Origin of the sequence: Pseudomonas putida (genome assembly GCA_041879295.1) — a bacterium.
In the GTDB taxonomy this organism is placed as follows: domain Bacteria; phylum Pseudomonadota; class Gammaproteobacteria; order Pseudomonadales; family Pseudomonadaceae; genus Aquipseudomonas; species Aquipseudomonas putida_Y.
Window position 1 is genome coordinate 3,539,135 of sequence record CP047152.1, and the last position, 20,490, is coordinate 3,559,624.

The window sequence follows — 20,490 nt, forward strand, 5'->3', positions numbered from 1 at the left end:
GGTTTGCTATGCTCTCTACTTCGGCTGGCCTGAAGGCGCCGAGCGTGTGCGGCATTGGCCAAGATGCTTGAGATTTTTCTATCCGCGTTTGTGAAAAACGAATCAAGGAGTGGAGTAACAGACATGCCAGCTTGCCCCCTACCCTCTGATGAAGCACTTCGTCAGCGCACACTTGATGACATGAACTTGGTCGATACGCCGGCCGAGCATTATCTTGATACCTTGGTACGACTCACCCAAGAACTAGCCCAGGTCGAGACCGTTCTGATCAGCCTAATCGATCAGGATCGGCAGTGGTTCAAGGCTCGGATCGGCATCGAGGTAAGCGAGACGAAACGCAATGTGTCCTTTTGCGGCTACGCGATTCTCGGCGAAGATACCTTGATGGTTTCCGACGCCAGGTGCGACTCACGCTTCGAGGACAATCCCCTCGTGCTGAACCCACCCTATATCCGGTTCTATGCGGGCCACCCGTTACGTGCCTCAAATGGCAAAGCCATTGGCACCCTGTGCATGTTCGATCCTCGGCCGCGGAAGCTCAGCGAAGCGCAACAGGCTAATTTTCGGGACTTAGCCACGCTCACCGAGGGTTATTTGCAACTGCGGAGCCTAGCTCAGGTCAATCGCGCCTTGCGTGTTGAAATGGATCGCGGGCAGCGCAGGGCTTTGCTTGATCCTTTGACACAACTATGGAACCGCGGGGCGTTGGCAGCATTTCAGAATCGAGAGCTTCGTTTGGCTGAAGAGCGAGGTTTACAGCTAGGTGCCGTATACGCAGACCTCGACCGTTTCAAATCCGTCAATGACGAGCATGGCCACGATGCCGGCGATAAAGTGCTCTGCGAGTGTGCCCGCCGACTGCGGGCTACGCTTCGGCCAGATGACCTGCTGGTACGCCAGGGAGGAGAGGAGTTCGTGGCCCTGCTACGGGTTAAAGATAGCCAAGAATTAACGCAGATTGCGGAGCGCTTGCGTCAGTCAATCGGCAGCGCGCCGTTTTTGATACCCGGCGGCCCTCGGAAAATGACCATCAGCATTGGATGCACCCTGCTTACCCCTGGTGAGCAGATTGATGATGCAATAAAGCGCGCTGACGGCGGTCTCTATGCGGCCAAACATGGGGGGCGTGACCAAGTTGTCTATGTGCCAGCGTTATCCTGAGGAAGTTAAGACTCGGTAACATGGGGCGAGACTCTACCTATACGAGATGCGCTAGCGTATTGGCCACCCCGGTCTCCAAGTGGGTTCTCCTTCGCAAGCGTGTCGAGCCAAGGCCGCCCTGGAGGCGCTGATTCGCGCCGCCGGGGCAGTTCGCAGCTCATCCCTGAGTTTTTTTGCTGCGGTACTCGGTGGTGGTCATGCCGGCGTAGCCCCAGTTATCGGTGTCGACCTCCTCGATCACGATATGGGTGAGCTCAGGTTTCTTTCCGAGCACTCGCTGCAAGGTCTCGGTGATTTCCTTGATGACCTGGGCTTTCTGATCACGGGTGACGCCGTCGCGAGTGATGCGGACGCTGACGAAGGGCATGGTATTACTCCTATGGGCTGGGGAAATCAGGGCACGGAGGCGGGATGCCTCCCCGTTACGTTCAGCCTATTACCATTTGCCGACACTCATACCGCCGTCGACCGGCAACACCACGCCCGTGGTGAACCCGGCGTTGGCCAGGTAAAGCACGGCGTCGGCAATGTCGCTTACGCGGCCGATGTGTCCGGCCGGTTGCAGGCCGTTGAGGAAGTCGAAGCTGGCCGGATCGTGCATCGGCGTCTCGATGATGCCGGGAGCCACCGCGTTAACCTGGATGTTGTGCGACGACAGCTCCAGCGCCAGCGCGCGGGTGACCTGGTTGAGCCCCCCCTTGATCAGCACCGGCAGGGCGGCGGGCACGGCGATGTTGGGTTGCAGCGCCACAGCGGCGGTGATGTTGATGATGTGGCCCTGACGCCGCTCGATCATGTGCGCGGCGGCGGCCTGGGAGGCGTAGACCACGCCCTTGAGGTTGGTCTCCAGCATGCCTTGGATGTCTTCCGGGCTGTATTCGATGAAGGGTTTGGGCAGGAAGAAGCCAGCATTGTTGACCAACACGTCGACCTGGCCGAAGGCATCGATGCTGGCCTGAATCAGGCGGCGGGCGGTCTCAGGCTTGGCGATATCGCCGGCCACGCCGATGAAGGCGGGGCTGTCCAGTTGTGCCTTGGCCTCGGCGAGGCGTTCGGCGGAGCGAGCATTGCCGACCACATTGAAGCCACTGGCGAGGAAAGCCTTGGCCAGGCCGAAGCCGATGCCGCTGGAGGCGCCGGTGATCACTACCGTTTTGCTGTTGCTCATGTCGTATCTCCCAATCAGGTGGCGCCGAAGAGCGCCGTTGGGAGGACTATATTTTTGCTTCAGATAAGGATAAATATGGCAGCGAGAACTTCAGTTGATACATGGTGTAATCAATGCAGCGGCATTTCGACGACGTCCTACTCGGCAGCATCGAGCTGTTCTGTCTGGCGGCGGAGCTGGGCAGCTTCACCGCAGCCGGTCTCGCGGCGGGCGTGACGCCGGCAGCGGTCAGTCGCTCGATCAGCCGCCTGGAAGAGCGCTTGGGCTCCAGACTGTTCGTCCGTACCACTCGCAGCATCCGTCTTACCGAGGGCGGGCGAGGCTACTACGAACAGTGTCGTCAGGCACTGACCCAGCTGGTGGAGGCCGAACGGGTAGTGACCGGGCAGCAGCAGGAGCCTTCGGGCACGCTGCGCATCAGCCTGCCCACGACCTACGGGCACCACCGAATCCTGCCGTTGCTGCCCGAGTTTCGCCGGCGCTACCCGAAGGTGCAGGTCGACATCCACCTGGGCAACCGCAATATCGACTTTGTCGGCGAGGGCTACGACCTGGCCATCCGCGTGCGTGCACAACCGGATTCGACCCTGATCGCCCGGCCGCTGGAAGACGCCCGGCTGGTGGTGGTGGCCACTCCAGATTACTTGGCACACGCGGGCGAGCCGCAGAGCCTTGAAGAACTGGCGCGGCATGACTGCATCCAGTTCGAACTGCCCAGCAGCGGTCGGCGCATCGCCTGGCTGTTCGACGAGGGGGGCTGCGAACGGGAAGTCCTCACCCAGGGCGGCTGCGTCTGCTCGGACGACGTGCTCGGTGGCGTGACCTTGGCCAAGCACGGCGCGGGACTGTTCCAGACCTACCGCTTCATCGTCGAGCGCGAGCTGGCCGAGGGCTCGCTGGTCGAGGTGCTGCGGCCCTTCGCGGGCCGCTCGCGGCCGTTCACCCTGCTATATCCCCAGGGCCGGCACATGCCGTTGCGCCTGCGAGCATTCGTCGACTTCATCATGGACAAGCGGCGCCACTGGGCCGCTGGCAGCTGAGGGGACGTATCACTCTGTATCAGTGCCATGGTGGATGCGGCGCCGATGGGCCAGCCTGTAGTTGGCCTTGGACCGATATCCGGTTTAGCACCTGCCGGCCCAGCACCGGGCCGGTGGCATGGATGGACTCACGCTCACCTCAGACGCACGCCACGATCTCGAACGAGGTTAAGCAGCACAACCTCAAATTCGGTGGAGCGCCTGCCTCGGCGGTCAACGACTACAGCATTTCGCTCTACACCCACGTCGATCCTGGCGAGGTTGACGGCATGAGAATTCGCGGTGGTGTTATCCTGAGAAGTCACGCAAAAGTCACGCAAATGAAAAAGGCCACTCCTTTCGGAAATGGCCTAAGTCATTGAAATATATGGTCGGGACGGAGTGATTCGAACACTCGACCCCTTGCACCCCATGCAAGTGCGCTACCGGGCTGCGCTACGCCCCGACTGGGCTTTGAAGCATGTTCTCAATCTTGCCGAGAACGTTGAAGAATGTACCCTAACCTCCTGATAAATGGAAGCTTTTTCTCAAAAAAATTTCCACTCATCAGAAACCCGGCTCACTTCTTCAAAACCACCAATACATCCTCCAATTCAACAATCATCTGCCGAATCAGCTGCTTGTACTGGCTGGATTCATCTTTAGCCTCATCACTGGAGAGCCTCAACCGCGCCCCGCCAATGGTGAACCCCTGGTCATACAGCAACGCACGAATCTGACGGATCATCAGCACATCCTGCCGCTGGTAATACCGCCGGTTCCCCCGCCGCTTCACAGGGTTCAGCTGGTCGAACTCCTGCTCCCAATACCGCAGCACGTGTGGCTTTACGGCACACAACTCACTCACTTCACCAATGGTGAAGTAGCGTTTGCCCGGTATGGGGGGCAGTTCGTCGTTATGGCTTGGTTCCAGCATAGGCCTCAACCCGGGCCTTCAACTTCTGCCCTGGACGAAAGGTGACGACGCGCCGTGCGGTGATCGGGATCTCTTCCCCTGTCTTGGGGTTGCGGCCCGGCCGCTGGCGTTTGTCGCGAAGGTCGAAGTTGCCGAAACCGGACAGCTTGACCTGCTCGTTCTCTTCAAGTGCGTGCCGAATTTCTTCAAAAAACAGCTCGACCAGCTCCTTGGCCTCACGCTTGTTAAGCCCCAGCTCCTCGTACAGCCTTTCGGCCATCTCAGCTTTCGTCAGAGCACCCATGCCGTTATTTCCTTAACGTGGTGTTCAACCTTTGTTCGAGCGAGGTGAGGATGTTTTGCAGGGTAGTGTTCACCTCATCGTCGTTAAGAGTGCGCGATGGATGCTGCCAGGTCAAGCCGACGGCAAGGCTTTTTCTATCAGGATCAATGCCTTTACCTTGGTACACATCAAACAGCCTGAGGTCTGTGAGCCATTCGCCTGCATTGTCACGAATTAATTCAAGCACCGCGCTAGAAGCCACATCACGTCCTGCGATCAAAGCCAGGTCACGACGGGTTTCCGGGAACTTGGACAGTTCGCTGAATTTCGGCAGGCGGCCTTCGACCACATCGCCCAGCACCAGCTCGAACAGGAATACCGGGCGGTCCAGGCCCAGGGCCTTGGCCAGCTCCGGGTGGATGGCGCCGAGGTAGCCGACCAGTTTGCCGTCACGCTCGATGGCAGCGGTCTGGCCTGGGTGCAGGGCTGGGTGTTTGCTGGCACTGAAGGTGAAGTCGCTCAGGGCGCCGGAGTAACCCAGCAGGGCTTCCACGTCGGCTTTCACGTCGAAGAAATCGACGCCGTCGCGGCCGTTGGCCCAGCCTTCTGGCAGGCGGCTGCCGGTGATGACGCCGGCAATCATTGGCTGCTGCTGCAAGTCACCCAGTTGGCCGACAAAGCGCAGGCCGCTTTCGAATAGGCGCACGCGGTCTTGCTGGCGGTTGAGGTTGTGCTGCAGTGCCTTGACCAGGCCCGGCCACAGCGAGGCGCGCATGGCGGCCATGTCGCTGGAGATGGGGTTGGCCAGCAGCAGCGGCTCTACGCCCGGGCTGAACAGTTCGAACAGTTTCGGGTCGATGAAGCTGTAGGTGATGGCTTCCTGGTAGCCACGGGCAACCAGCAGACGGCGCAGGGTCGGCAGGTCACCGCGGGTTTCCGGCTTGCCCTGTGGGGCCAGGCGGGCTTGCGGGTAGCGTACAGGCAGGTTGTTGTAGCCGTACAGGCGGGCCAGCTCTTCGATCAGGTCCACTTCCAGGCTGATGTCGAAGCGGTGGCTTGGCACGCTGACGGTCCACTGCCCTTCCCCGCTCTTGGTCGTGGTCAGTTCGAGGGCGTTGAGCAACTGCTCGACCTGGGCTGGGTCCATTTCCATGCCAAGCATCTGGGTGATGCGTTCGGCGCGCAGGGTGACCGGGGCTACTTGTGGCAGGTGCTGTTCGCTGACCGCTTCGACCACAGGGCCGGCTTCGCCGCCAACGATGTCCAGCAGCAACTGCGTGGCGCGCTCCATGGCTTCGCGGGCCAGTTGCGAGTCGACGCCGCGCTCGTAGCGGTGCGAGGCATCGGTGTGCAGGCCATAGGAACGGGCTTTACCAGCGACGGAAATCGGCTCGAAGAAGGCACTTTCCAGGAACAGATCGCGGGTTTTTTCGGTGTTCACACCGCTGTGCTCGCCACCCATGACGCCGGCGATGGCCAGAGCGCGGGTGTGGTCGGCGATGACCAGGGTGTCGGCACGCAGGGCCACTTCCTGGCCGTCGAGCAGGACGAGCTTTTCGCCCTCTTCGGCCATGCGCACGCGGATGCCGCCGTTGATTTCTGCCAGGTCGAAGGCGTGCATCGGCTGGCCGAGTTCGAGCATCACGTAGTTGGTGACGTCGACGGCAGCGTCGATGCTGCGTACGTCGCTGCGGCGCAGGCGTTCGACCATCCACAGTGGGGTTGGCTTGCTCAGGTCGACGTTACGGATAGCGCGGCCCAGGTAGCGCGGGCAGGCAGCCGGGGCGCTGACTTCGACCGGGCGCACTTCGTCATGGGCGGCCGCTACGGCTGGCACCACCGGGCGGGTGACCGGGGTGTCGTACAGGGCGCTGACGTCGCGGGCCAGGCCGGCGATGGACAGGCAGTCGCCGCGGTTCGGGGTCAGGCCGATTTCGATGCTGGCATCATCCAGGCTCAGGTACGTGCGAATGTCTTCACCAACCGGAGCGTCGGCAGCCAGCTCCAGCAGGCCGTCGTTTTCTTCGCTGATCTGCAGTTCGGCAGCCGAGCACAGCATGCCGAAGGACTCGACACCGCGCAGCTTGGCCTTCTTGATCTTGAAGTCGCCTGGCAGCTCGGCACCGATCATGGCGAACGGGATCTTGATGCCCGGGCGGGCGTTAGGGGCGCCGCACACAACCTGGAAGGTTTCCTGGCCGCTGCTTACCTGGCACACGCGCAGCTTGTCGGCGTCCGGGTGTTGTTCGGTGGCGAGAATTTCGCCCACGACGATGCCGCTGAACTGGCCGGCAGCGGGGGTAACGCTGTCAACTTCGAGGCCGGCCATGGACAGGCGGGCGACCAGTTCGTCACGGGAGACTTGCGGGTTGACCCAACCGCGCAGCCACTGTTCACTGAATTTCATGCTGTTCTCCTGAAAGTTGCGTCGATTGGGCCTAGCGGAATTGGGCTAGGAACCGCAGGTCGTTGTCGAAGAACAGACGCAAATCGTTGACGCCATAACGCAGCATGGCCAGGCGCTCGGCACCCATGCCGAAGGCAAAGCCCTGGAACTCTTCTGGGTCGATGCCGGACATGCGCAACACGTTAGGGTGCACCATGCCGCAGCCCATCACTTCCAGCCAGCCAGTTTGCTTGCAGACGCGGCAGCCGTTGCCGGAGCACATCACGCACTGGATGTCGACTTCTGCAGACGGCTCGGTGAAGGGGAAGAACGATGGGCGGAAACGGACCGCCAGTTCTTTCTCGAAGAATACGCGCAGGAATTCTTCGATGGTGCCCTTGAGGTCGGCGAAGTTGATATCGCGATCGATCAGCAGGCCTTCGACCTGGTGGAACATCGGCGAGTGGGTGATATCCGAGTCGCAGCGGTATACGCGGCCCGGGCACACAATGCGGATGGGCGGCTGGGTGGACTCCATGGTCCGCACCTGCACCGGCGAGGTGTGGGTACGCAGCAGCATGTTGGCATTGAAGTAGAAGGTGTCGTGCATCGCCCGCGCCGGGTGGTGGCCAGGGATGTTGAGCGCTTCGAAGTTGTGGTAGTCGTCTTCCACCTCTGGGCCTTCGGCAATGCCGTAGCCAATATGGGTGAAGAACTGCTCGATGCGCTCGAGTGTACGGGTGATCGGGTGCAGGCCACCGGTGGCCTGGCCGCGGCCTGGCAGGGTGACGTCAATGCATTCGGCAGCCAGGCGAGCGCTGAGCTCGGCTTCCTCAAAGGCAGCCTTGCGGGCATTGAGCACAACGGTGACGCGCTCTTTGGCGTCGTTGATCAGCGCGCCGACTTTCGGCCGCTCTTCGGCTGGCAGGTTGCCCAGGGTCTTCATCACCTGGGTCAGCTCGCCCTTCTTGCCGAGATAATTAACCCGGATCTGTTCCAGGGCGTTGATGTCTTCAGCGCGTTCCACGGCCTCTAGGGCTTGGGAGACCAGCGCATCCAGGTTTTCCATGTACAGACTCCAGATACGAAAATAGGGGAAGAGCTTTGAAGGCTCTTCCCCTATCGATGACGTTCAATGCCCGGCAGCGCTAGCACCGCCGGGTGATTGTCGCGGGTACTTAAGCCAGAACGGCTTTAGCTTTCTCGACAATCGCAGCAAACGCCGCTTTTTCGTTCACTGCCAGATCAGCCAGAACCTTACGGTCGATTTCGATCGAAGCCTTTTTCAGGCCAGCAATCAGACGGCTGTAGGACAGACCGTTGGTGCGGGCACCGGCGTTGATACGAGCGATCCACAGTGCGCGGAACTGACGCTTCTTCTGGCGACGGTCGCGGTAGGCGTATTGGCCTGCCTTGATGACCGCTTGCTTGGCTACACGGAATACGCGCGAACGTGCGCCGTAGTAACCTTTAGCCAGTTTCAGAATTTTTTTGTGACGCTTACGAGCGATAACGCCGCGCTTAACACGAGCCATGAGTAACTTCCTCTATCTTAACCAGAATTAACGAACGCGCAGCATGCGCTCGACTTTTGCGACGTCGGACGGGTGCAGCAAGCTGGCACCGCGCAGTTGACGCTTACGCTTGGTCGACATTTTGGTCAGGATGTGGCTCTTGAAAGCGTGCTTGTGCTTGAAGCCCGAAGCTGTCTTCAGGAAGCGCTTCGCAGCACCGCTCTTGGTTTTCATTTTTGGCATGTTGGAACTCCGCATTCGATAAAATTACACATAATCATCAGGCCTGCCGTGCCCGGGAGATTACTTCTTTTTCTTGGGGGCGATGACCATCATAAGCTGGCGTCCTTCCATCTTCGGATGCTGCTCAACGGTGCCGTATTCGGCGAGGTCGGCTTCGACCCGCTTCAACAGCTCCATGCCCAGCTCCTGGTGGGCCATCTCACGACCACGGAATCTCAGAGAGATCTTGGCCTTGTCCCCATCGGTAAGGAAACGTACCAGGTTGCGTAGTTTTACCTGGTAATCCCCATCCTCCGTCCCTGGACGAAACTTGATTTCTTTGATCTGGATCTGCTTCTGGTTTTTCTTGGCTTCGTTAGCCTGCTTCTTCTTCTCGAAGAGGTGCTTGCCGTAGTCCATGACCTTGCAGACGGGTGGTACCGCGTCTGCAGAGATTTCTACCAGGTCCAGCTTCGCTTCATCAGCGATACGCAGCGCTTCATCAATCGAGACGATGCCAACCTGCTCGCCGTCTGCGCCAATTAACCGAACCTCGCGGGCCGAGATATTCTCGTTGATCGGGGCCTTCGGTACAGCACGCTTATCGTTTCTCATTTCACGCTTAATAGTCATTACTCCGATTCTTGGCGACCACGCCGGGAAACCGCTTGTGTCAGAAGCTCAACGAATTGGGCGACGGGCATGGAGCCCAGGTCTGCGCCTTCGCGAGTACGCACAGCGACGGTTTGCGTTTCGACTTCGCGGTCCCCTATAACCAAAAGGTACGGGACCTTGAGCAAAGTATGCTCGCGGATTTTAAAGCCGATCTTCTCATTTCTCAAGTCCGACTTGGCACGGAAACCGCTTCCGTTCAGAGATTTCTCAACCTCAAGGGCAAAATCGGCCTGTTTGTCGGTGATATTCATGATCACCGCCTGGGTTGGGGCCAGCCACGCCGGGAACACGCCAGCGTAGTGTTCGATCAGCATGCCGATGAAGCGCTCGAACGAACCAAGGATGGCGCGGTGCAGCATGACCGGGCGAACTCGGCTGTTATCTTCGGCAATATAGCTGGCATCCAGACGCTCTGGCAGGTTCGGGTCGTACTGCAGGGTACCGCACTGCCAGTTACGGCCGAGGCAGTCGCGCAGGGTGAACTCGATTTTCGGACCGTAGAAGGCGCCCTCGCCAGGCTGGTACTCCCACTCGAGGCCGGATTCGTTCAGGGCATCGGCCAGCGCGGTTTCAGCACGGTCCCACAACTCTTCGGAACCGACACGCTTGGCCGGGCGAGTGGACAGTTTCATGGCGATGTCGCTGAAACCGAAGTCCTTGTAAACGTCCAGGGTCAGCTTGATGAAGTCGGCGGCTTCTTTCTTCACCTGTTCTTCGGTGCAGAAAATGTGCGCGTCGTCCTGTACGAAGCCACGCACGCGCATGATGCCGTGCAGTGCGCCGGAGGGCTCGTTACGGTGGCAGGCACCGAACTCGGCCAGACGCAGCGGCAGGTCGCGGTAGCTTTTCAGGCCCTGGTTGAACACCTGCACGTGGCACGGGCAGTTCATCGGTTTTACCGCGTAGTCACGGCTTTCCGACGAAGTGGTGAACATGTTTTCGGCATAGTTGGACCAGTGGCCGGAACGCTCCCACAGGATGCGGTCGACAACCTGCGGGGTCTTGATTTCCTGGTAGCCGTTTTCGCGCTGTACGCCACGCATGTACTGCTCGAGTACCTGGTAGACGGTCCAGCCGTTGGCGTGCCAGAACACCATGCCCGGGGCTTCTTCCTGCAGGTGGAACAGGTCGAGCTGCTTGCCGATCTTGCGGTGGTCGCGTTTTTCGGCTTCTTCGATGCGCTGGATGTACGCAGCCAGCTGCTTCTTGTCAGCCCAGGCCGTGCCGTACACGCGCTGCAGCTGCTCGTTCTTGGCATCGCCACGCCAGTAGGCGCCGGACAGCTTGGTCAGCTTGAATGCCTTGAGGAAGCGGGTGTTCGGCACGTGCGGGCCACGGCACATGTCGACGTATTCTTCGTGGTAGTACAGGCCCATGGCCTGTTCATCCGGCATGTCTTCGACCAGACGCAGTTTGTAGTCTTCGCCACGAGCCTTGAACACCTCGATGACTTCGGCGCGCGGGGTCATTTTCTTGACCACGTCGTAGTCTTTTTCGATCAGCTCCATCATGCGCTTTTCGATGGCGGCCATGTCTTCTGGCGTGAAGGGGCGCTCATAGGCGATGTCGTAATAGAAGCCTTCGTCAATGACCGGGCCGATCACCATCCTGGCGGTCGGGTACAGCTGCTTCACGGCGTGGCCAACCAGGTGGGCGCACGAGTGACGGATGATCTCCAGTCCCTCTTCATCTTTAGGGGTGATGATCTGCAGGGTGGCGTCGTTGCTGATCAGGTCACACGCATCGACCAGCTTGCCGTCGACTTTGCCGGCAACGGTGGCCTTGGCCAGGCCAGCGCCGATGGAAGCGGCTACTTCAGCTACGGATACGGCGTGATCGAACGAACGTTGACTGCCATCGGGAAGAGTAATAACGGGCATGGCGCCTCCTCTCCTAGTGGTGACCCCTACCAAAGGTCACGTGGGTTGGGATGAGCCAGTACAAGATCCGACCTGCCTTCCGGTAAAAGGAAGCCTGCCCCACAGTGGCAGAAGCCTTTCGGCTTGTCAGGGACGAACCAGAGTGACTGGAAAGAAAAAAGATAGCTGCAGCCGGCAACAGCGCGACCGCAAGCCGGGCATGCTAGCACGCGGGTTGCACCCCAGGCAGAAATATTTGGAAATTGCCCCACAGCGGTGAACTAACGCGGAAAAATACCGCTCAGACTTTGGGAAGCAACCTACTCTTGATGAGACCTTAACCCAAGGAGTAACTGGTGATGCGAGTTCCGTCTCTTCTGGCCCTGACGGCCGCTGGCGCCCTGCTGCTGCCCGTGGCTGCGAACGCCGGCAACTTCCCCCCTGGGAAGGAGGCCGGCTACATGACCCAGTGCACGCAAGTGGCCAGCGGCCAGGGCGTTGACGCTGCCACCGCGAAAAAGCACTGCGAATGCGGCGCGCAAGCCATCAAAAAGAACTTCACCGACGCCGAGATTGCCGACCTCGACAGCAAGGACGGCGTTGACGCCAAGCTGATGCAGAGGGCGCAGATGGTGGTGAAACAGGCCTGTGCACCGAAGAGCTGAAACCTTAAAGTCAGCGACGACCAGCCATTCTTTGAGCTGGATCAATATCCTGCGAAGGTAAAAGGCGCTAGATGCGCAGAATTAGACTATGATGTATCCCGTGCTCCGTAGCCTCGGCCGCATTGCACCACTGAAAAAACTAAATGTTCTGGAGATTCACCCATGTCCAATCGCCAACAAGGCACCGTCAAATGGTTCAATGATGAGAAAGGCTACGGCTTCATCACCCCAGCAGGCGGCGGCGACGACCTGTTCGTACACTTCAAAGCCATCGAATCTGACGGCTTCAAGAGCCTGAAAGAAGGCCAGACTGTTTCCTTCGTCGCCGAGCGCGGCCAGAAGGGCATGCAGGCTGCACAGGTTCGTCCGGAGTAATTCGGATAGCTGTAAAAAAACCCGCCCTTGTGGCGGGTTTTTTTATGGGTGATTGCATCATCTGAGTGGGGCGGGATTGCCTGCAAAACAGACTTTAGGGTGAACGGCACGGGCTTCGCCCGTGTTCGCGGGCGAACCCGCCCCTACAGGCGACTGCGCAGGCTTTTCACATTTTGCGCAAGGCAGTTGCCCCCGCGTGCATCAACCGCAGTTGACGCGGGTTACCCTGCCCTGCTCGTCCACGTTCAGGTTCAGGCGCTCGGAGCGGTACTCCAGGGTGACCACATCGTGCGGCTTGAGAATGCGCGCCATCTGCGAGCCGCTGGCCTTGCGTGCCTGCTCCAGCAATTCGGCGCTGGCCTGCTTGCCCATGGCAAAGTCGGCACCACTGGCTTCGCAGCGGCCATCGTTGCCCACTGGCGCGGCCGGCGCAGCACCGCCATCAGCATTGCCACCAGTGCTGCAACCCGCCAGGACAGCAGCCACAGCCAGAGTTGCCAGGTAAGCACGGGTACGGAACATGAAGCCTCCTAAATCGGTCCGGGAACTGCCTGATCCGACAGCTCCGCTCATCATTTGTTGCAAAACCGGTCAAGTCTGCCTGAACTGTAGCAGCAAGACGAAAAGCAATCGTGACCGGATTTTGCACAACGTGCTGTGTTTGCCATATGCTTAGCTCGCACGGTCACCGGCGCAAAGCCATGATTTGCTGCAAGAAGTGGAGCGCATCCCGCCTCCATCGAACACCAGGGCCAGGTGTTCCTCTTCGTTCCGGGCCCCCAGCGAGAGCTTTTCATGAGCACCCACAGCATCGATGCCGATATCAAGGTCAAATGGGCCGAGGGCCAGAGTGCGTACAGCCCTGGCACACCGGAAGAGTTGCTGTTGATCGCCATCGACCTGTTGGTGCGCGATAACGGCGCCGAGGCGGCACGCAGCTTCATCGACCAGGTGTTCGAGCGCTACGCGCCGCACGCGGCTATTCCAATCGCGCCAGGCGGGCACTGAGCAGGTCGAACAGCCCCTGGGCATCACCCTGCTCCACCCACAGCACATTCGCTGGCTGCTTGAGCACGCCGTACCAGTCCGCAATTGTCTGGCCGAAAGTGGGCCCTTCGCGGCTGTCGATGCTCATGTGGATGCGCCGACCACTGAAAAGCTCGGGTTTTAACAGGTAAGCGATGACACTGGCGTCATGCACAGGGCCGCCGGGCATGCCGTACAGGTCCATGTCGTGGGTAATGTAGGCATTGAGGATGTCCACCACGCGCTTGCTGGCCTGGTTGTTCACGGCTGCCAGTTGCGTCAGGCGGGCGTTACTGGTCAGCAGCTTGTGGGTGACGTCCAGCGGCAGGTAGGTCAGCTGCACGCCGCTGGCCAGCACCACTTCGGCGGCATGCGGGTCGGCGTAGAGGTTGAACTCCGCCACCGGGGTGATGTTGCCACCATTGAAATGGGCTCCCCCCATGACCACCACCTCTTTGATGCCTTTGACGATACCTGGGCGCTGGATCAGCGCCAGGGCCAGGTTGGTCTGCGGGCCAAGCATGGCGACGGTGATGCTGTGCGGTTTGGCTGCGCCGAGGGTATCGACCAGGTATTGCACGGCATTGCCCTGGGCCAGGGGGGCTTTCGGCTCGTGCACCTGGACACCGGTGAGGCCTTCTTCACCATGAACATCGGCGGCATAGATCGGCGTGCGCACCAATGGGCGGCCGGCACCGGCGTACACCGGGATGTCTTCGCGCCCGGCCCATTCGCGGGCCAGGCGGGCATTGCGCGAGGTCTTGTCCAGGCGCACGTTGCCGGCCACTGTGGTGATGGCGCGGATATTGAGCTCTTTGGGCGAAGCCATGGCCAGAAACAGCGCAACCACATCGTCGGCGCCGGGATCGGTGTCAATGATCAGGTCGATGGGGGCGGCCTGGAGGGTCGAGGCTGTGGCCATGAAGACGATTCCTTGTAGCAGGGACTTGAGCATGGGTGGCACTCCTGTTGCCTATGAATTATTCGTTTGCCCCCCCGGTGTCTTTTGTGGAACCGGCTAAAAGGTGACGCCGGAGATGAGGGCGATGTTGCTGTAGGGCTGACACTCGCCTGTACGCACCACTGCACGAGCACTACGCGACAGCACTTTGAAATCCTCATGGGCCAGCCACTCGCGCTTGCCCAGCTTGCCCTTCAATCGCTCGATTTCGACCAGCGCGGGTGGCACCACTTTTTGCATTTCTTCAGCCAGCACGTGCCGCTCAACCTGCAATTCGCTCAGCACCACCCGCAGCACGCTGGCGAAGTCCGGCAGGCCAGGCGTAATGGCCAGGTCGATAAATTCCACCCCCGGCGGCACCGGCAGCCCGGCATCGCCGATCACCAGGATGTCGCCATGCCCCATGCCGGCAATGACCCGCGACAGGGCAACGTTCAACAGTGGGGTTTTCTTCATGGCGTCAGCTCCGCCAAGTAGGGAATCGATGGCTGGGCACCGGCACGGGTAACCGACAATGCTGCGGCCCGCTGACCAAAGATGATCGCCTCACCCTCCTCCAACCCACGTACCAGGCCGGCAGCAAAGCCGCCAATGAAGGTATCGCCGGCAGCGGTGGTGTCCAGCGGCTGCACGTGCGGTGCAGGATAGTGCTGATGGCCTTGGGCGGTAACCAGCAAGGCACCTTGCGCACCCAAGGTGATGATCACTTTGCCTGCCCCCAGCTGCAGCAAGCACTCGCCGGCGCGCCGGGCACTGTCCTGATCGGTCACCGCCACACCGGTCAAGGCTTCGGCTTCGCTTTCGTTAGGGGTAAGGTAATCGATATGCGCAAACCAGTCCGCTGGCAAGGGGCCGGTAGCAGGCGCCGGGTTCAGGATGACCTGCTTGCCCAGTTCACGCGCCCTGGCCAGCGTGCAAGCCACAGTGTCAGTCGGCACTTCCAGCTGGCAGATGACCACCTCGGCGGCCTGCAGCAGTGCATCGAAGCGCAGCACCGACTGCGGCGTCAGCAGGCCGTTGGCGCCGGGAACGATGACAATACAGTTCTGGCTGGCGGCATCCACCGTGATCAGCGCCACACCGCTGGACACGCCTGGGCAGGTGCTGACGCCCTGACAGTCGACCCCCTCGACATACAAGGCCCGGTGCAGTTGCCGACCGTAATCATCATCCCCAACATTGCCGATCATCGCCACGCTGCCGCCCAGCCGCGCAGCCGCCACGGCCTGGTTGGCACCCTTGCCGCCCGGCACCGTGAAAAAGCTATCGCCGGGGAGTGTTTCGCCGGCCCGTGGCAGGCGCCGGGCGCGGGCCACCAGGTCCATATTGAGGCTGCCGACCACCACAACCTTGGCATTCATGACATTTCCTTAGCGTTAGCGGTAATCATTGAACAGGTCCGGGCGCGGCCCGGTGGACTCACGCAAGACGATACGCGGGGCGACAATGCGCTGCTCTGCCGCGCCCTGCCGAGGTGTAGCGATACGCGTCAGCAGCAACGAGGCAGCGCTCTCGCCCAGCTCGCGAATCGACTGGCCCACGGTGGTCAGCGGCGGGTACACGTAGCGGCTCAGTTCGATGTCGTCGAAGCCGATCACCGACAGCTCGCCGGGTACGCTGATATTGCGTTCGGCTGCAGCACGCAGCACACCAAAGCCGATCATGTCGTTGCCGGCAAAAATCGCCGAGGGCCGTTTGCCTTCCAGCACCTGCGCCGCCGCCGCATGGCCACCCGGGCTGGTGAAGTCGCAGTGCAGTACACGGCTGCCCAGCACAGGCGCCCCGGCTTCGGCCATGGCACGGCGGAAGCCGCTCAGGCGCAGCTGGGTAACCCCGGTTTCGGCGGGGCCGCCGATATAGGCAACATCGCGATGGCCAAGCCCCAGCAAGTGCTGGGTGGCCAGGTACGCCCCCTGCTCGTGGTCAATGCGCACCAGGTCAGCATCGACGCCTTCCAGTTCACGGTCGACGATGACCATTGGCGTGCGCACACTGGCCAGGCTTTGCAGCAGGTCGTCGTCCTGGCCCACCGAGGCCACCACCAGGCCGTCGATGCGTTTTTCCAGCAGCACGCGCAGGTAGCTGCGCTGCTTCTGCGGGTTGTCGTCGGAGTTGCACAGGATCACGCAATAGCCGTTGCGCTCGCAGGCGTCTTCGATACCCCGCGCCAGCTCGGCGAAGTACGGGTTGACGCTGTTGGGCACCAACAGGCCGATGGTGGCCGTGCTACGCGCCTTCAGCGAACGCGCCACCGCGCTGGGCACGTAATCCAGCTCAATGATGGCGGCTTCCACTTTCAGCCGCACCTGTTCGCTGACCGGCCGGGTCTTGTTGAGTACATGAGACACGGTGGTGTACGAAATACCCGCCAGTGCCGCGACGTCTTTGATGGTTGCCATGTTGTCAGTTCCGCCGGCCTGCACGCCGGCTACGGTAAGTGTCGAGCACCACGGCGATGACGATCACCGCCCCGGTGATGATGCGTTTGGTCGGCTCGCTGGCACCGATCTGCGCCAGCCCGGCGGCCAATACGGAAATGATCAGTACGCCAAAGAAGGTGCTGATGACCGAGCCACGCCCACCCATCAGGCTAGTGCCGCCGATCACGACGGCAGCAATGACCTGCAGCTCCAGGCCAGAGCCAGCATTGGGGTCGGCCGCTTCCAGGCGCGAGATCTGGAACAGCGCGGCCAGGCCGGCGAGCAGGCCCATCAGGGCGAACACCAGCACTTTGTAGGGGCGCGGATCGATACCGGCCAGGCGCACGGCCTCTTCGTTGGTGCCGATACCGATCAGGTAACGACCGAACACCGTACGCGTCAGGACCAACTGGGCGAGCACGATCACCAACAAGGCGATGATGAACGCCGGCGAAACACCAAAGGCGACCGGGTTGGAGAACCAGGCATAGGCGTCGCCGATATAGGCGGTGCGCGAGTCGGTGAACTGGTAGGCCAGGCCACGGGCCATCTCCAGCACACCAAGCGAAACGATGAACGACGGGATGCGCCAGGCCACGGTGACGCCACCGGTAATGCTGCCGGTCAATGCGGCCACAGCCATGCCCAGCAGCGCCGAGGGCAGCACGCCCCAGCCCCAGCCGAGTATCGCCACGCTCACCGTCGAGGCGGCCAGCGCCAGCACCGAACCCACCGACAGGTCGATGCCGCCGATGATCAGCACAAAGGTCATGCCCACCGCCAGCACCATCAGGTCCGGGATCTGGTTGGCCAGCGTGCTGAAGGTGCCATACGACCAGAAGTGGCTGCTGAGGAACGAGAACAGCACGATCATCGCCAGCAAGGCGCCAGCCAGGCCCAGGTAGGTGCCCAGGCCAAAGTACGTACCGCTGCGGCGCATGGGGGCGGCGCCCTGGTTGTTTAGCGGGGTGGTTTTCATGCATCCATCCTGGGGGCTGCATCATGCAGCAGTGCGTCACGTTTCTGATAACCGGCGAAGGCGGCGGCAAGCAACTGGTCCTGGCTCCAATGATCACGCGCGAAGGTGTCGATCAGGCGGCCGGCGGACAGCACGGCGATGCGGTCGCAAATCAGCATCAGTTCGCGCAGGTCACTGGACACCACCACCAAGGCCTTGCCTTGACGCGCCAGCTCGGCCAGCAGGCCATAGATGTCGAACTTGGCGCCCACATCGATGCCACGCGTGGGTTCGTCGAACAGCAGCACCTGGCAATCGCGCTCCAGCCAGCGGCCAATTACCACCTTCTGCTGGTTACCGCCAGACAGCTCGCCCACCACTTGCTGCGCGCCAGCACTGCGAATGCGCATGGCCTGGATCTGGCGTTCGGCCAAGGCCTTTTCCGCTTCGCTATCGAGCACACCGGCGCGCGATACCGCGCCCAGGTTGCCCAACGCAATGTTGGCGCTGATCGACTGCGTCAACAGCAGGCCCTCGCCTTTGCGGTCTTCGGTTATCAGCGCGATGCCGGCCCGCACTGCAGCCTTGGGCAAGTCGATGTTTACCGCCTGCGGCGGTTGGCCCAGCGCGATACAGCCGCTGTCGGCGCGATCGGCACCGTAGATCAGGCGCAACAGCTCGGTACGGCCGGCGCCGATCAGACCGGAGATGCCAAAAATTTCCCCTGCCCTGACTTCGAACGACACCTCGCGCACCTTGTCGCCGCGGCACAACTTGTCAACCTTGAGCAGCGGTGCACCTATCTGCCGCCGGCCCAGGTCGATATGCTCGCCCAGCTCGCGGCCGACCATCAGGTTGACCAGTTCGGCGCTGCTGTAGCGCTGGATCGGCTCGTCGCACACCAGTTTGCCATCGCGCAGTACAACGATGCGTTGCGCCACGCGCTGCAACTCTTCCAGGCGATGCGAGATATAAACGATGGCCACGCCACGCGCACGCAGGCGCTCGATCTGGGTGAACAGCAACTCCACCTCGCGCGCAGTGAGCATGGCCGTGGGTTCGTCCAGGATCAGTACATGGCAGTCACCGATCAGGTTGCGGGCAATCTCGACCATCTGCTGATGGCCGATGCCCAGCTCGCCGACCGGGGTGTCCGGGTCGATGGCGTCGAGCCCGACCCGGGCCATGGCGGCCATTGCCAGTTGGCGCAGGCGCTTGTGGCTGATCCAGCCAAAGCGGCTGGGCAAGTTGTCGAGAAACAGGTTCTCCGCCACAGTCAGCGTCGGCAGCAGGTTCAACTCCTGCATGACCATGCGCACACCTAGGCGTTCGGCCTCACTGCGACTGCCGGGCGCGTAGGCCTGGCCGCGGTAGGTCATGTGCCCGGTGGTGGGCAGCTCCAGGCCACCGATGAGCTTGGACAACGTGCTCTTGCCAGCGCCGTTCTCGCCGGTCAGGGCCAGCACTTCACCGGCGCGCAGGTTCAGGCTGACCTCGCCGAGCACGGGCTGGGCGTAGGTCTTGCCCAGGCCGCTGGCGGCGAGCACCACTTCATTGGCCGATGCAGGCATGGCCGATTCTCCTGGCAGCATCAGGGCTTCTTGGTGATGAGTTCGACCGGGGTCTGGATGACGTTGTCGGCATCCACATCAGGCTTTTCGCCCTTGACCATTTTCAGCGCCGCCTGAATGCCGTACACCGCCTGCTGGCTGGCGGCCTGGTCGAGGGTGGCAAGCACGCGACCGTCTGCAAGCATTGGCTTGATGGCATTGATGTTGTCATAGCCCACCACTTGCACCTGGCCGGTCTTGCCAGCGGCACGCACGGCGGACACAGCGCCCAGGGCCATGCTGTCGTTGCCAGCCAGCAAGGCCTTCAGGTCGGGGTATTCGTTTAGCATGGAGGCAGCGACGGCGTTGCCTTTGTCGATCTCCCAATTGCCGCTTTGTACCGAGACGATGTTCATCTGCGCGGCATTCATGGCGTCCTTGAAGCCGGCGGTGCGCTGCTGGGCATTGGTGGTGGTCGGCACCCCTTCGATAATGCCCACCTGGTCGCCGGCCTTGAGCTTCTGGCTGGCCAGGTAATCGCCAACCAGGCGCGCGCCCTTGCGGTTGTCGGGGCCGACGAAGGGAACGCTGATGCCTTTGCTCTTGAGCAGATCAGGGTCCAGACGGTTGTCGATATTGATCACCACCACCCCCTGGTCCATGGCCTTCTTCACCGCCGACACAAGTGCCTTCGAGTCAGCCGGCGCAATGACCAGGGCCTTGGCGCCGGCATTGACCATCTGCTCGACGATGCGGATCTGCTCGCCAGTGTCGGTTTCGTTCTTGATGCCGTTGGCGATCAGGTCGAACTCGTCGGCGTGGGACTTCTGGTAGTCCTTGGCGCCGTCTTCCATGGTGCGGAAGAACTCGTTGGCCAGCGACTTCATGACAAGGGCGACTTTGGGCTTGTCTTCGGCGTGGGCAGCAGACAATGGCAAGGCGAGGCTAAGCGAGGAAATGACAGCGAGGGCCAGCAGACGACCGGCGAACGGCAGCTTCATGGACGATGACTCCGAATCTTGTGTTTTTTATCGGATCGCAAACGTTTGCGCTGACCAACTATGGTAACAGGACCGTTGTTTGTCAAATCCGTTTGGCTATCGGAGGCCAGAGTGCTGCTGAGACCGATTATGCAGATTTTCCGAAAAACCGAACACCTTTACCTTTTTTTGTTCGGAATTGCGAATGCAGTCCCCCCTTTTTGCAGGCGCGGTCTCGCGTCACGAATGCGTCGCGCGGCGCCCTCGACTCGGTGCAACACCACGCATTGCCGGGGCTGCTACACAGCCCATTGCAGCGCACGGCCGTCCCAACCCTGGCGCACGTGGCGCC

Annotated in this window: 24 protein-coding genes and 1 tRNA gene; 6 read left to right on the top strand and 19 right to left on the bottom strand. The window is 61.1% G+C overall.

Annotation, left to right across the window (positions count from 1 at the left end; translation table 11 throughout):
• The first annotated feature begins 123 nt into the window (after positions 1–123).
• Entirely contained in the window at positions 124–1,161 is a 1,038-nt protein-coding gene (locus GST84_16230; protein ID XGB15787.1) for a diguanylate cyclase, read from the top strand.
• 157 nt (positions 1,162–1,318) lie between these two features.
• On the opposite strand, the gene GST84_16235 is transcribed toward GST84_16230, so the two are convergent.
• Both GST84_16235 and GST84_16240 read right to left on the bottom strand, forming a co-directional pair.
• Complete coding sequence (locus GST84_16235; protein ID XGB13796.1) at positions 1,319–1,528, bottom strand: 2-hydroxymuconate tautomerase family protein; 210 nt, start codon at positions 1,526–1,528, stop codon at positions 1,319–1,321.
• 69 nt (positions 1,529–1,597) lie between these two features.
• A complete protein-coding gene (locus GST84_16240; GenBank protein ID XGB13797.1) occupies positions 1,598–2,329 on the bottom strand; it encodes an SDR family oxidoreductase in 732 nt (243 codons plus the stop codon).
• 113 nt (positions 2,330–2,442) lie between these two features.
• Here GST84_16240 and GST84_16245 point away from each other — a divergent pair, with 113 nt between their 5' ends.
• Together GST84_16245 and GST84_16250 are read left to right on the top strand one after the other, a co-directional pair.
• Positions 2,443–3,369 (top strand): LysR family transcriptional regulator, encoded by a 927-nt coding sequence (locus GST84_16245; protein ID XGB13798.1) that lies wholly within the window; start codon positions 2,443–2,445, stop codon positions 3,367–3,369.
• Between the two features lie 122 nt (positions 3,370–3,491).
• On the top strand, positions 3,492–3,731 hold the full coding sequence (locus GST84_16250) for a hypothetical protein (GenBank protein XGB13799.1): 240 nt from the start codon (positions 3,492–3,494) through the stop codon (positions 3,729–3,731).
• A 6-nt stretch (positions 3,732–3,737) separates the two neighbouring features.
• On the opposite strand, the gene GST84_16255 is transcribed toward GST84_16250, so the two are convergent.
• The 9 genes from GST84_16255 to thrS form a co-directional block, all read right to left on the bottom strand.
• Positions 3,738–3,814, bottom strand: a tRNA-Pro gene (locus tag GST84_16255).
• 114 nt (positions 3,815–3,928) lie between these two features.
• Positions 3,929–4,285, bottom strand: a complete 357-nt coding sequence (locus GST84_16260; GenBank protein ID XGB13800.1) for a MerR family transcriptional regulator — start codon at positions 4,283–4,285, stop codon at positions 3,929–3,931.
• On the bottom strand, positions 4,266–4,568 hold the full coding sequence (gene ihfA, locus GST84_16265) for an integration host factor subunit alpha (protein ID XGB13801.1): 303 nt from the start codon (positions 4,566–4,568) through the stop codon (positions 4,266–4,268). The genes GST84_16260 and ihfA overlap by 20 nt, the downstream gene beginning before the upstream one ends.
• Positions 4,569–4,572: 4 nt before the next feature.
• Positions 4,573–6,954: a phenylalanine--tRNA ligase subunit beta gene (pheT, locus tag GST84_16270; GenBank protein ID XGB13802.1), complete on the bottom strand. Its 2,382-nt coding sequence runs from the start codon at positions 6,952–6,954 to the stop codon at positions 4,573–4,575.
• Between the two features lie 31 nt (positions 6,955–6,985).
• Positions 6,986–8,002: a phenylalanine--tRNA ligase subunit alpha gene (gene pheS, locus GST84_16275; GenBank protein XGB13803.1), complete on the bottom strand. Its 1,017-nt coding sequence runs from the start codon at positions 8,000–8,002 to the stop codon at positions 6,986–6,988.
• Positions 8,003–8,111: 109 nt separating this feature from the next.
• On the bottom strand, positions 8,112–8,468 hold the full coding sequence (gene rplT, locus GST84_16280) for a 50S ribosomal protein L20 (GenBank protein XGB13804.1): 357 nt from the start codon (positions 8,466–8,468) through the stop codon (positions 8,112–8,114).
• A gap of 27 nt (positions 8,469–8,495) precedes the next feature.
• A complete protein-coding gene (gene rpmI / locus GST84_16285; GenBank protein ID XGB13805.1) occupies positions 8,496–8,690 on the bottom strand; it encodes a 50S ribosomal protein L35 in 195 nt (64 codons plus the stop codon).
• Between the two features lie 60 nt (positions 8,691–8,750).
• Positions 8,751–9,284: a translation initiation factor IF-3 gene (infC, locus tag GST84_16290; GenBank protein XGB15788.1), complete on the bottom strand. Its 534-nt coding sequence runs from the start codon at positions 9,282–9,284 to the stop codon at positions 8,751–8,753.
• A 17-nt stretch (positions 9,285–9,301) separates the two neighbouring features.
• Positions 9,302–11,224: a threonine--tRNA ligase gene (gene thrS, locus GST84_16295; GenBank protein ID XGB13806.1), complete on the bottom strand. Its 1,923-nt coding sequence runs from the start codon at positions 11,222–11,224 to the stop codon at positions 9,302–9,304.
• 338 nt (positions 11,225–11,562) lie between these two features.
• Between thrS and GST84_16300 the strand changes: the two genes are divergently transcribed.
• Positions 11,563–11,868 (top strand): hypothetical protein, encoded by a 306-nt coding sequence (locus GST84_16300; protein XGB13807.1) that lies wholly within the window; start codon positions 11,563–11,565, stop codon positions 11,866–11,868.
• 162 nt (positions 11,869–12,030) lie between these two features.
• Positions 12,031–12,243 carry a cold shock domain-containing protein gene (locus tag GST84_16305; GenBank protein XGB13808.1) on the top strand — a complete coding sequence of 71 codons (213 nt, stop codon included), beginning with the start codon at positions 12,031–12,033 and terminating at the stop codon, positions 12,241–12,243.
• Between the two features lie 201 nt (positions 12,244–12,444).
• On the opposite strand, the gene GST84_16310 is transcribed toward GST84_16305, so the two are convergent.
• The gene (locus GST84_16310; GenBank protein ID XGB13809.1) at positions 12,445–12,765 is read right to left on the bottom strand and encodes a hypothetical protein; all 321 of its coding nucleotides are present in this window, start codon (positions 12,763–12,765) and stop codon (positions 12,445–12,447) included.
• A 273-nt stretch (positions 12,766–13,038) separates the two neighbouring features.
• Between GST84_16310 and GST84_16315 the strand changes: the two genes are divergently transcribed.
• Positions 13,039–13,251: a hypothetical protein gene (locus GST84_16315; GenBank protein XGB13810.1), complete on the top strand. Its 213-nt coding sequence runs from the start codon at positions 13,039–13,041 to the stop codon at positions 13,249–13,251.
• Here the strand turns inward: GST84_16315 and GST84_16320 are convergent.
• From GST84_16320 to GST84_16350, 7 genes are all read right to left on the bottom strand, one after another.
• Entirely contained in the window at positions 13,223–14,224 is a 1,002-nt protein-coding gene (locus GST84_16320) for a nucleoside hydrolase (protein ID XGB13811.1), read from the bottom strand. The genes GST84_16315 and GST84_16320 overlap by 29 nt on opposite strands.
• Positions 14,225–14,287: 63 nt before the next feature.
• Positions 14,288–14,686 carry a D-ribose pyranase gene (gene rbsD / locus GST84_16325; protein ID XGB13812.1) on the bottom strand — a complete coding sequence of 133 codons (399 nt, stop codon included), beginning with the start codon at positions 14,684–14,686 and terminating at the stop codon, positions 14,288–14,290.
• Entirely contained in the window at positions 14,683–15,591 is a 909-nt protein-coding gene (rbsK, locus tag GST84_16330) for a ribokinase (GenBank protein ID XGB13813.1), read from the bottom strand. Before rbsK ends, rbsD begins: the two co-directional genes overlap by 4 nt.
• A 15-nt stretch (positions 15,592–15,606) precedes the next feature.
• Entirely contained in the window at positions 15,607–16,629 is a 1,023-nt protein-coding gene (locus GST84_16335; GenBank protein XGB13814.1) for a substrate-binding domain-containing protein, read from the bottom strand.
• 4 nt (positions 16,630–16,633) lie between these two features.
• Entirely contained in the window at positions 16,634–17,629 is a 996-nt protein-coding gene (locus GST84_16340; GenBank protein ID XGB13815.1) for an ABC transporter permease, read from the bottom strand.
• Positions 17,626–19,179, bottom strand: coding sequence for an ATP-binding cassette domain-containing protein (locus tag GST84_16345; GenBank protein XGB13816.1), 1,554 nt, complete (start codon positions 19,177–19,179; stop codon positions 17,626–17,628). Before GST84_16345 ends, GST84_16340 begins: the two co-directional genes overlap by 4 nt.
• A gap of 20 nt (positions 19,180–19,199) precedes the next feature.
• Positions 19,200–20,159 carry a substrate-binding domain-containing protein gene (locus tag GST84_16350; protein XGB13817.1) on the bottom strand — a complete coding sequence of 320 codons (960 nt, stop codon included), beginning with the start codon at positions 20,157–20,159 and terminating at the stop codon, positions 19,200–19,202.
• Positions 20,160–20,490: the final 331 nt, after the last annotated feature.

What these genes read in the sequence shown, in the direction of transcription:
- GST84_16230 (XGB15787.1), top strand. Translation starts at nt 124, where the DNA reads ATGCCAGCTTGCCCCCTACCCTCTGATGAAGCACTTCGTCAGCGCACA.
- GST84_16235 (XGB13796.1), bottom strand. Translation starts at nt 1,528, where the DNA reads ATGCCCTTCGTCAGCGTCCGCATCACTCGCGACGGCGTCACCCGTGAT.
- GST84_16240 (XGB13797.1), bottom strand. Translation starts at nt 2,329, where the DNA reads ATGAGCAACAGCAAAACGGTAGTGATCACCGGCGCCTCCAGCGGCATC.
- GST84_16245 (XGB13798.1), top strand. Translation starts at nt 2,443, where the DNA reads ATGCAGCGGCATTTCGACGACGTCCTACTCGGCAGCATCGAGCTGTTC.
- GST84_16250 (XGB13799.1), top strand. Translation starts at nt 3,492, where the DNA reads ATGGACTCACGCTCACCTCAGACGCACGCCACGATCTCGAACGAGGTT.
- GST84_16260 (XGB13800.1), bottom strand. Translation starts at nt 4,285, where the DNA reads ATGCTGGAACCAAGCCATAACGACGAACTGCCCCCCATACCGGGCAAA.
- ihfA (XGB13801.1), bottom strand. Translation starts at nt 4,568, where the DNA reads ATGGGTGCTCTGACGAAAGCTGAGATGGCCGAAAGGCTGTACGAGGAG.
- pheT (XGB13802.1), bottom strand. Translation starts at nt 6,954, where the DNA reads ATGAAATTCAGTGAACAGTGGCTGCGCGGTTGGGTCAACCCGCAAGTC.
- pheS (XGB13803.1), bottom strand. Translation starts at nt 8,002, where the DNA reads ATGGAAAACCTGGATGCGCTGGTCTCCCAAGCCCTAGAGGCCGTGGAA.
- rplT (XGB13804.1), bottom strand. Translation starts at nt 8,468, where the DNA reads ATGGCTCGTGTTAAGCGCGGCGTTATCGCTCGTAAGCGTCACAAAAAA.
- rpmI (XGB13805.1), bottom strand. Translation starts at nt 8,690, where the DNA reads ATGCCAAAAATGAAAACCAAGAGCGGTGCTGCGAAGCGCTTCCTGAAG.
- infC (XGB15788.1), bottom strand. Translation starts at nt 9,284, where the DNA reads ATGAGAAACGATAAGCGTGCTGTACCGAAGGCCCCGATCAACGAGAAT.
- thrS (XGB13806.1), bottom strand. Translation starts at nt 11,224, where the DNA reads ATGCCCGTTATTACTCTTCCCGATGGCAGTCAACGTTCGTTCGATCAC.
- GST84_16300 (XGB13807.1), top strand. Translation starts at nt 11,563, where the DNA reads ATGCGAGTTCCGTCTCTTCTGGCCCTGACGGCCGCTGGCGCCCTGCTG.
- GST84_16305 (XGB13808.1), top strand. Translation starts at nt 12,031, where the DNA reads ATGTCCAATCGCCAACAAGGCACCGTCAAATGGTTCAATGATGAGAAA.
- GST84_16310 (XGB13809.1), bottom strand. Translation starts at nt 12,765, where the DNA reads ATGTTCCGTACCCGTGCTTACCTGGCAACTCTGGCTGTGGCTGCTGTC.
- GST84_16315 (XGB13810.1), top strand. Translation starts at nt 13,039, where the DNA reads ATGAGCACCCACAGCATCGATGCCGATATCAAGGTCAAATGGGCCGAG.
- GST84_16320 (XGB13811.1), bottom strand. Translation starts at nt 14,224, where the DNA reads ATGCTCAAGTCCCTGCTACAAGGAATCGTCTTCATGGCCACAGCCTCG.
- rbsD (XGB13812.1), bottom strand. Translation starts at nt 14,686, where the DNA reads ATGAAGAAAACCCCACTGTTGAACGTTGCCCTGTCGCGGGTCATTGCC.
- rbsK (XGB13813.1), bottom strand. Translation starts at nt 15,591, where the DNA reads ATGAATGCCAAGGTTGTGGTGGTCGGCAGCCTCAATATGGACCTGGTG.
- GST84_16335 (XGB13814.1), bottom strand. Translation starts at nt 16,629, where the DNA reads ATGGCAACCATCAAAGACGTCGCGGCACTGGCGGGTATTTCGTACACC.
- GST84_16340 (XGB13815.1), bottom strand. Translation starts at nt 17,629, where the DNA reads ATGAAAACCACCCCGCTAAACAACCAGGGCGCCGCCCCCATGCGCCGC.
- GST84_16345 (XGB13816.1), bottom strand. Translation starts at nt 19,179, where the DNA reads ATGCCTGCATCGGCCAATGAAGTGGTGCTCGCCGCCAGCGGCCTGGGC.
- GST84_16350 (XGB13817.1), bottom strand. Translation starts at nt 20,159, where the DNA reads ATGAAGCTGCCGTTCGCCGGTCGTCTGCTGGCCCTCGCTGTCATTTCC.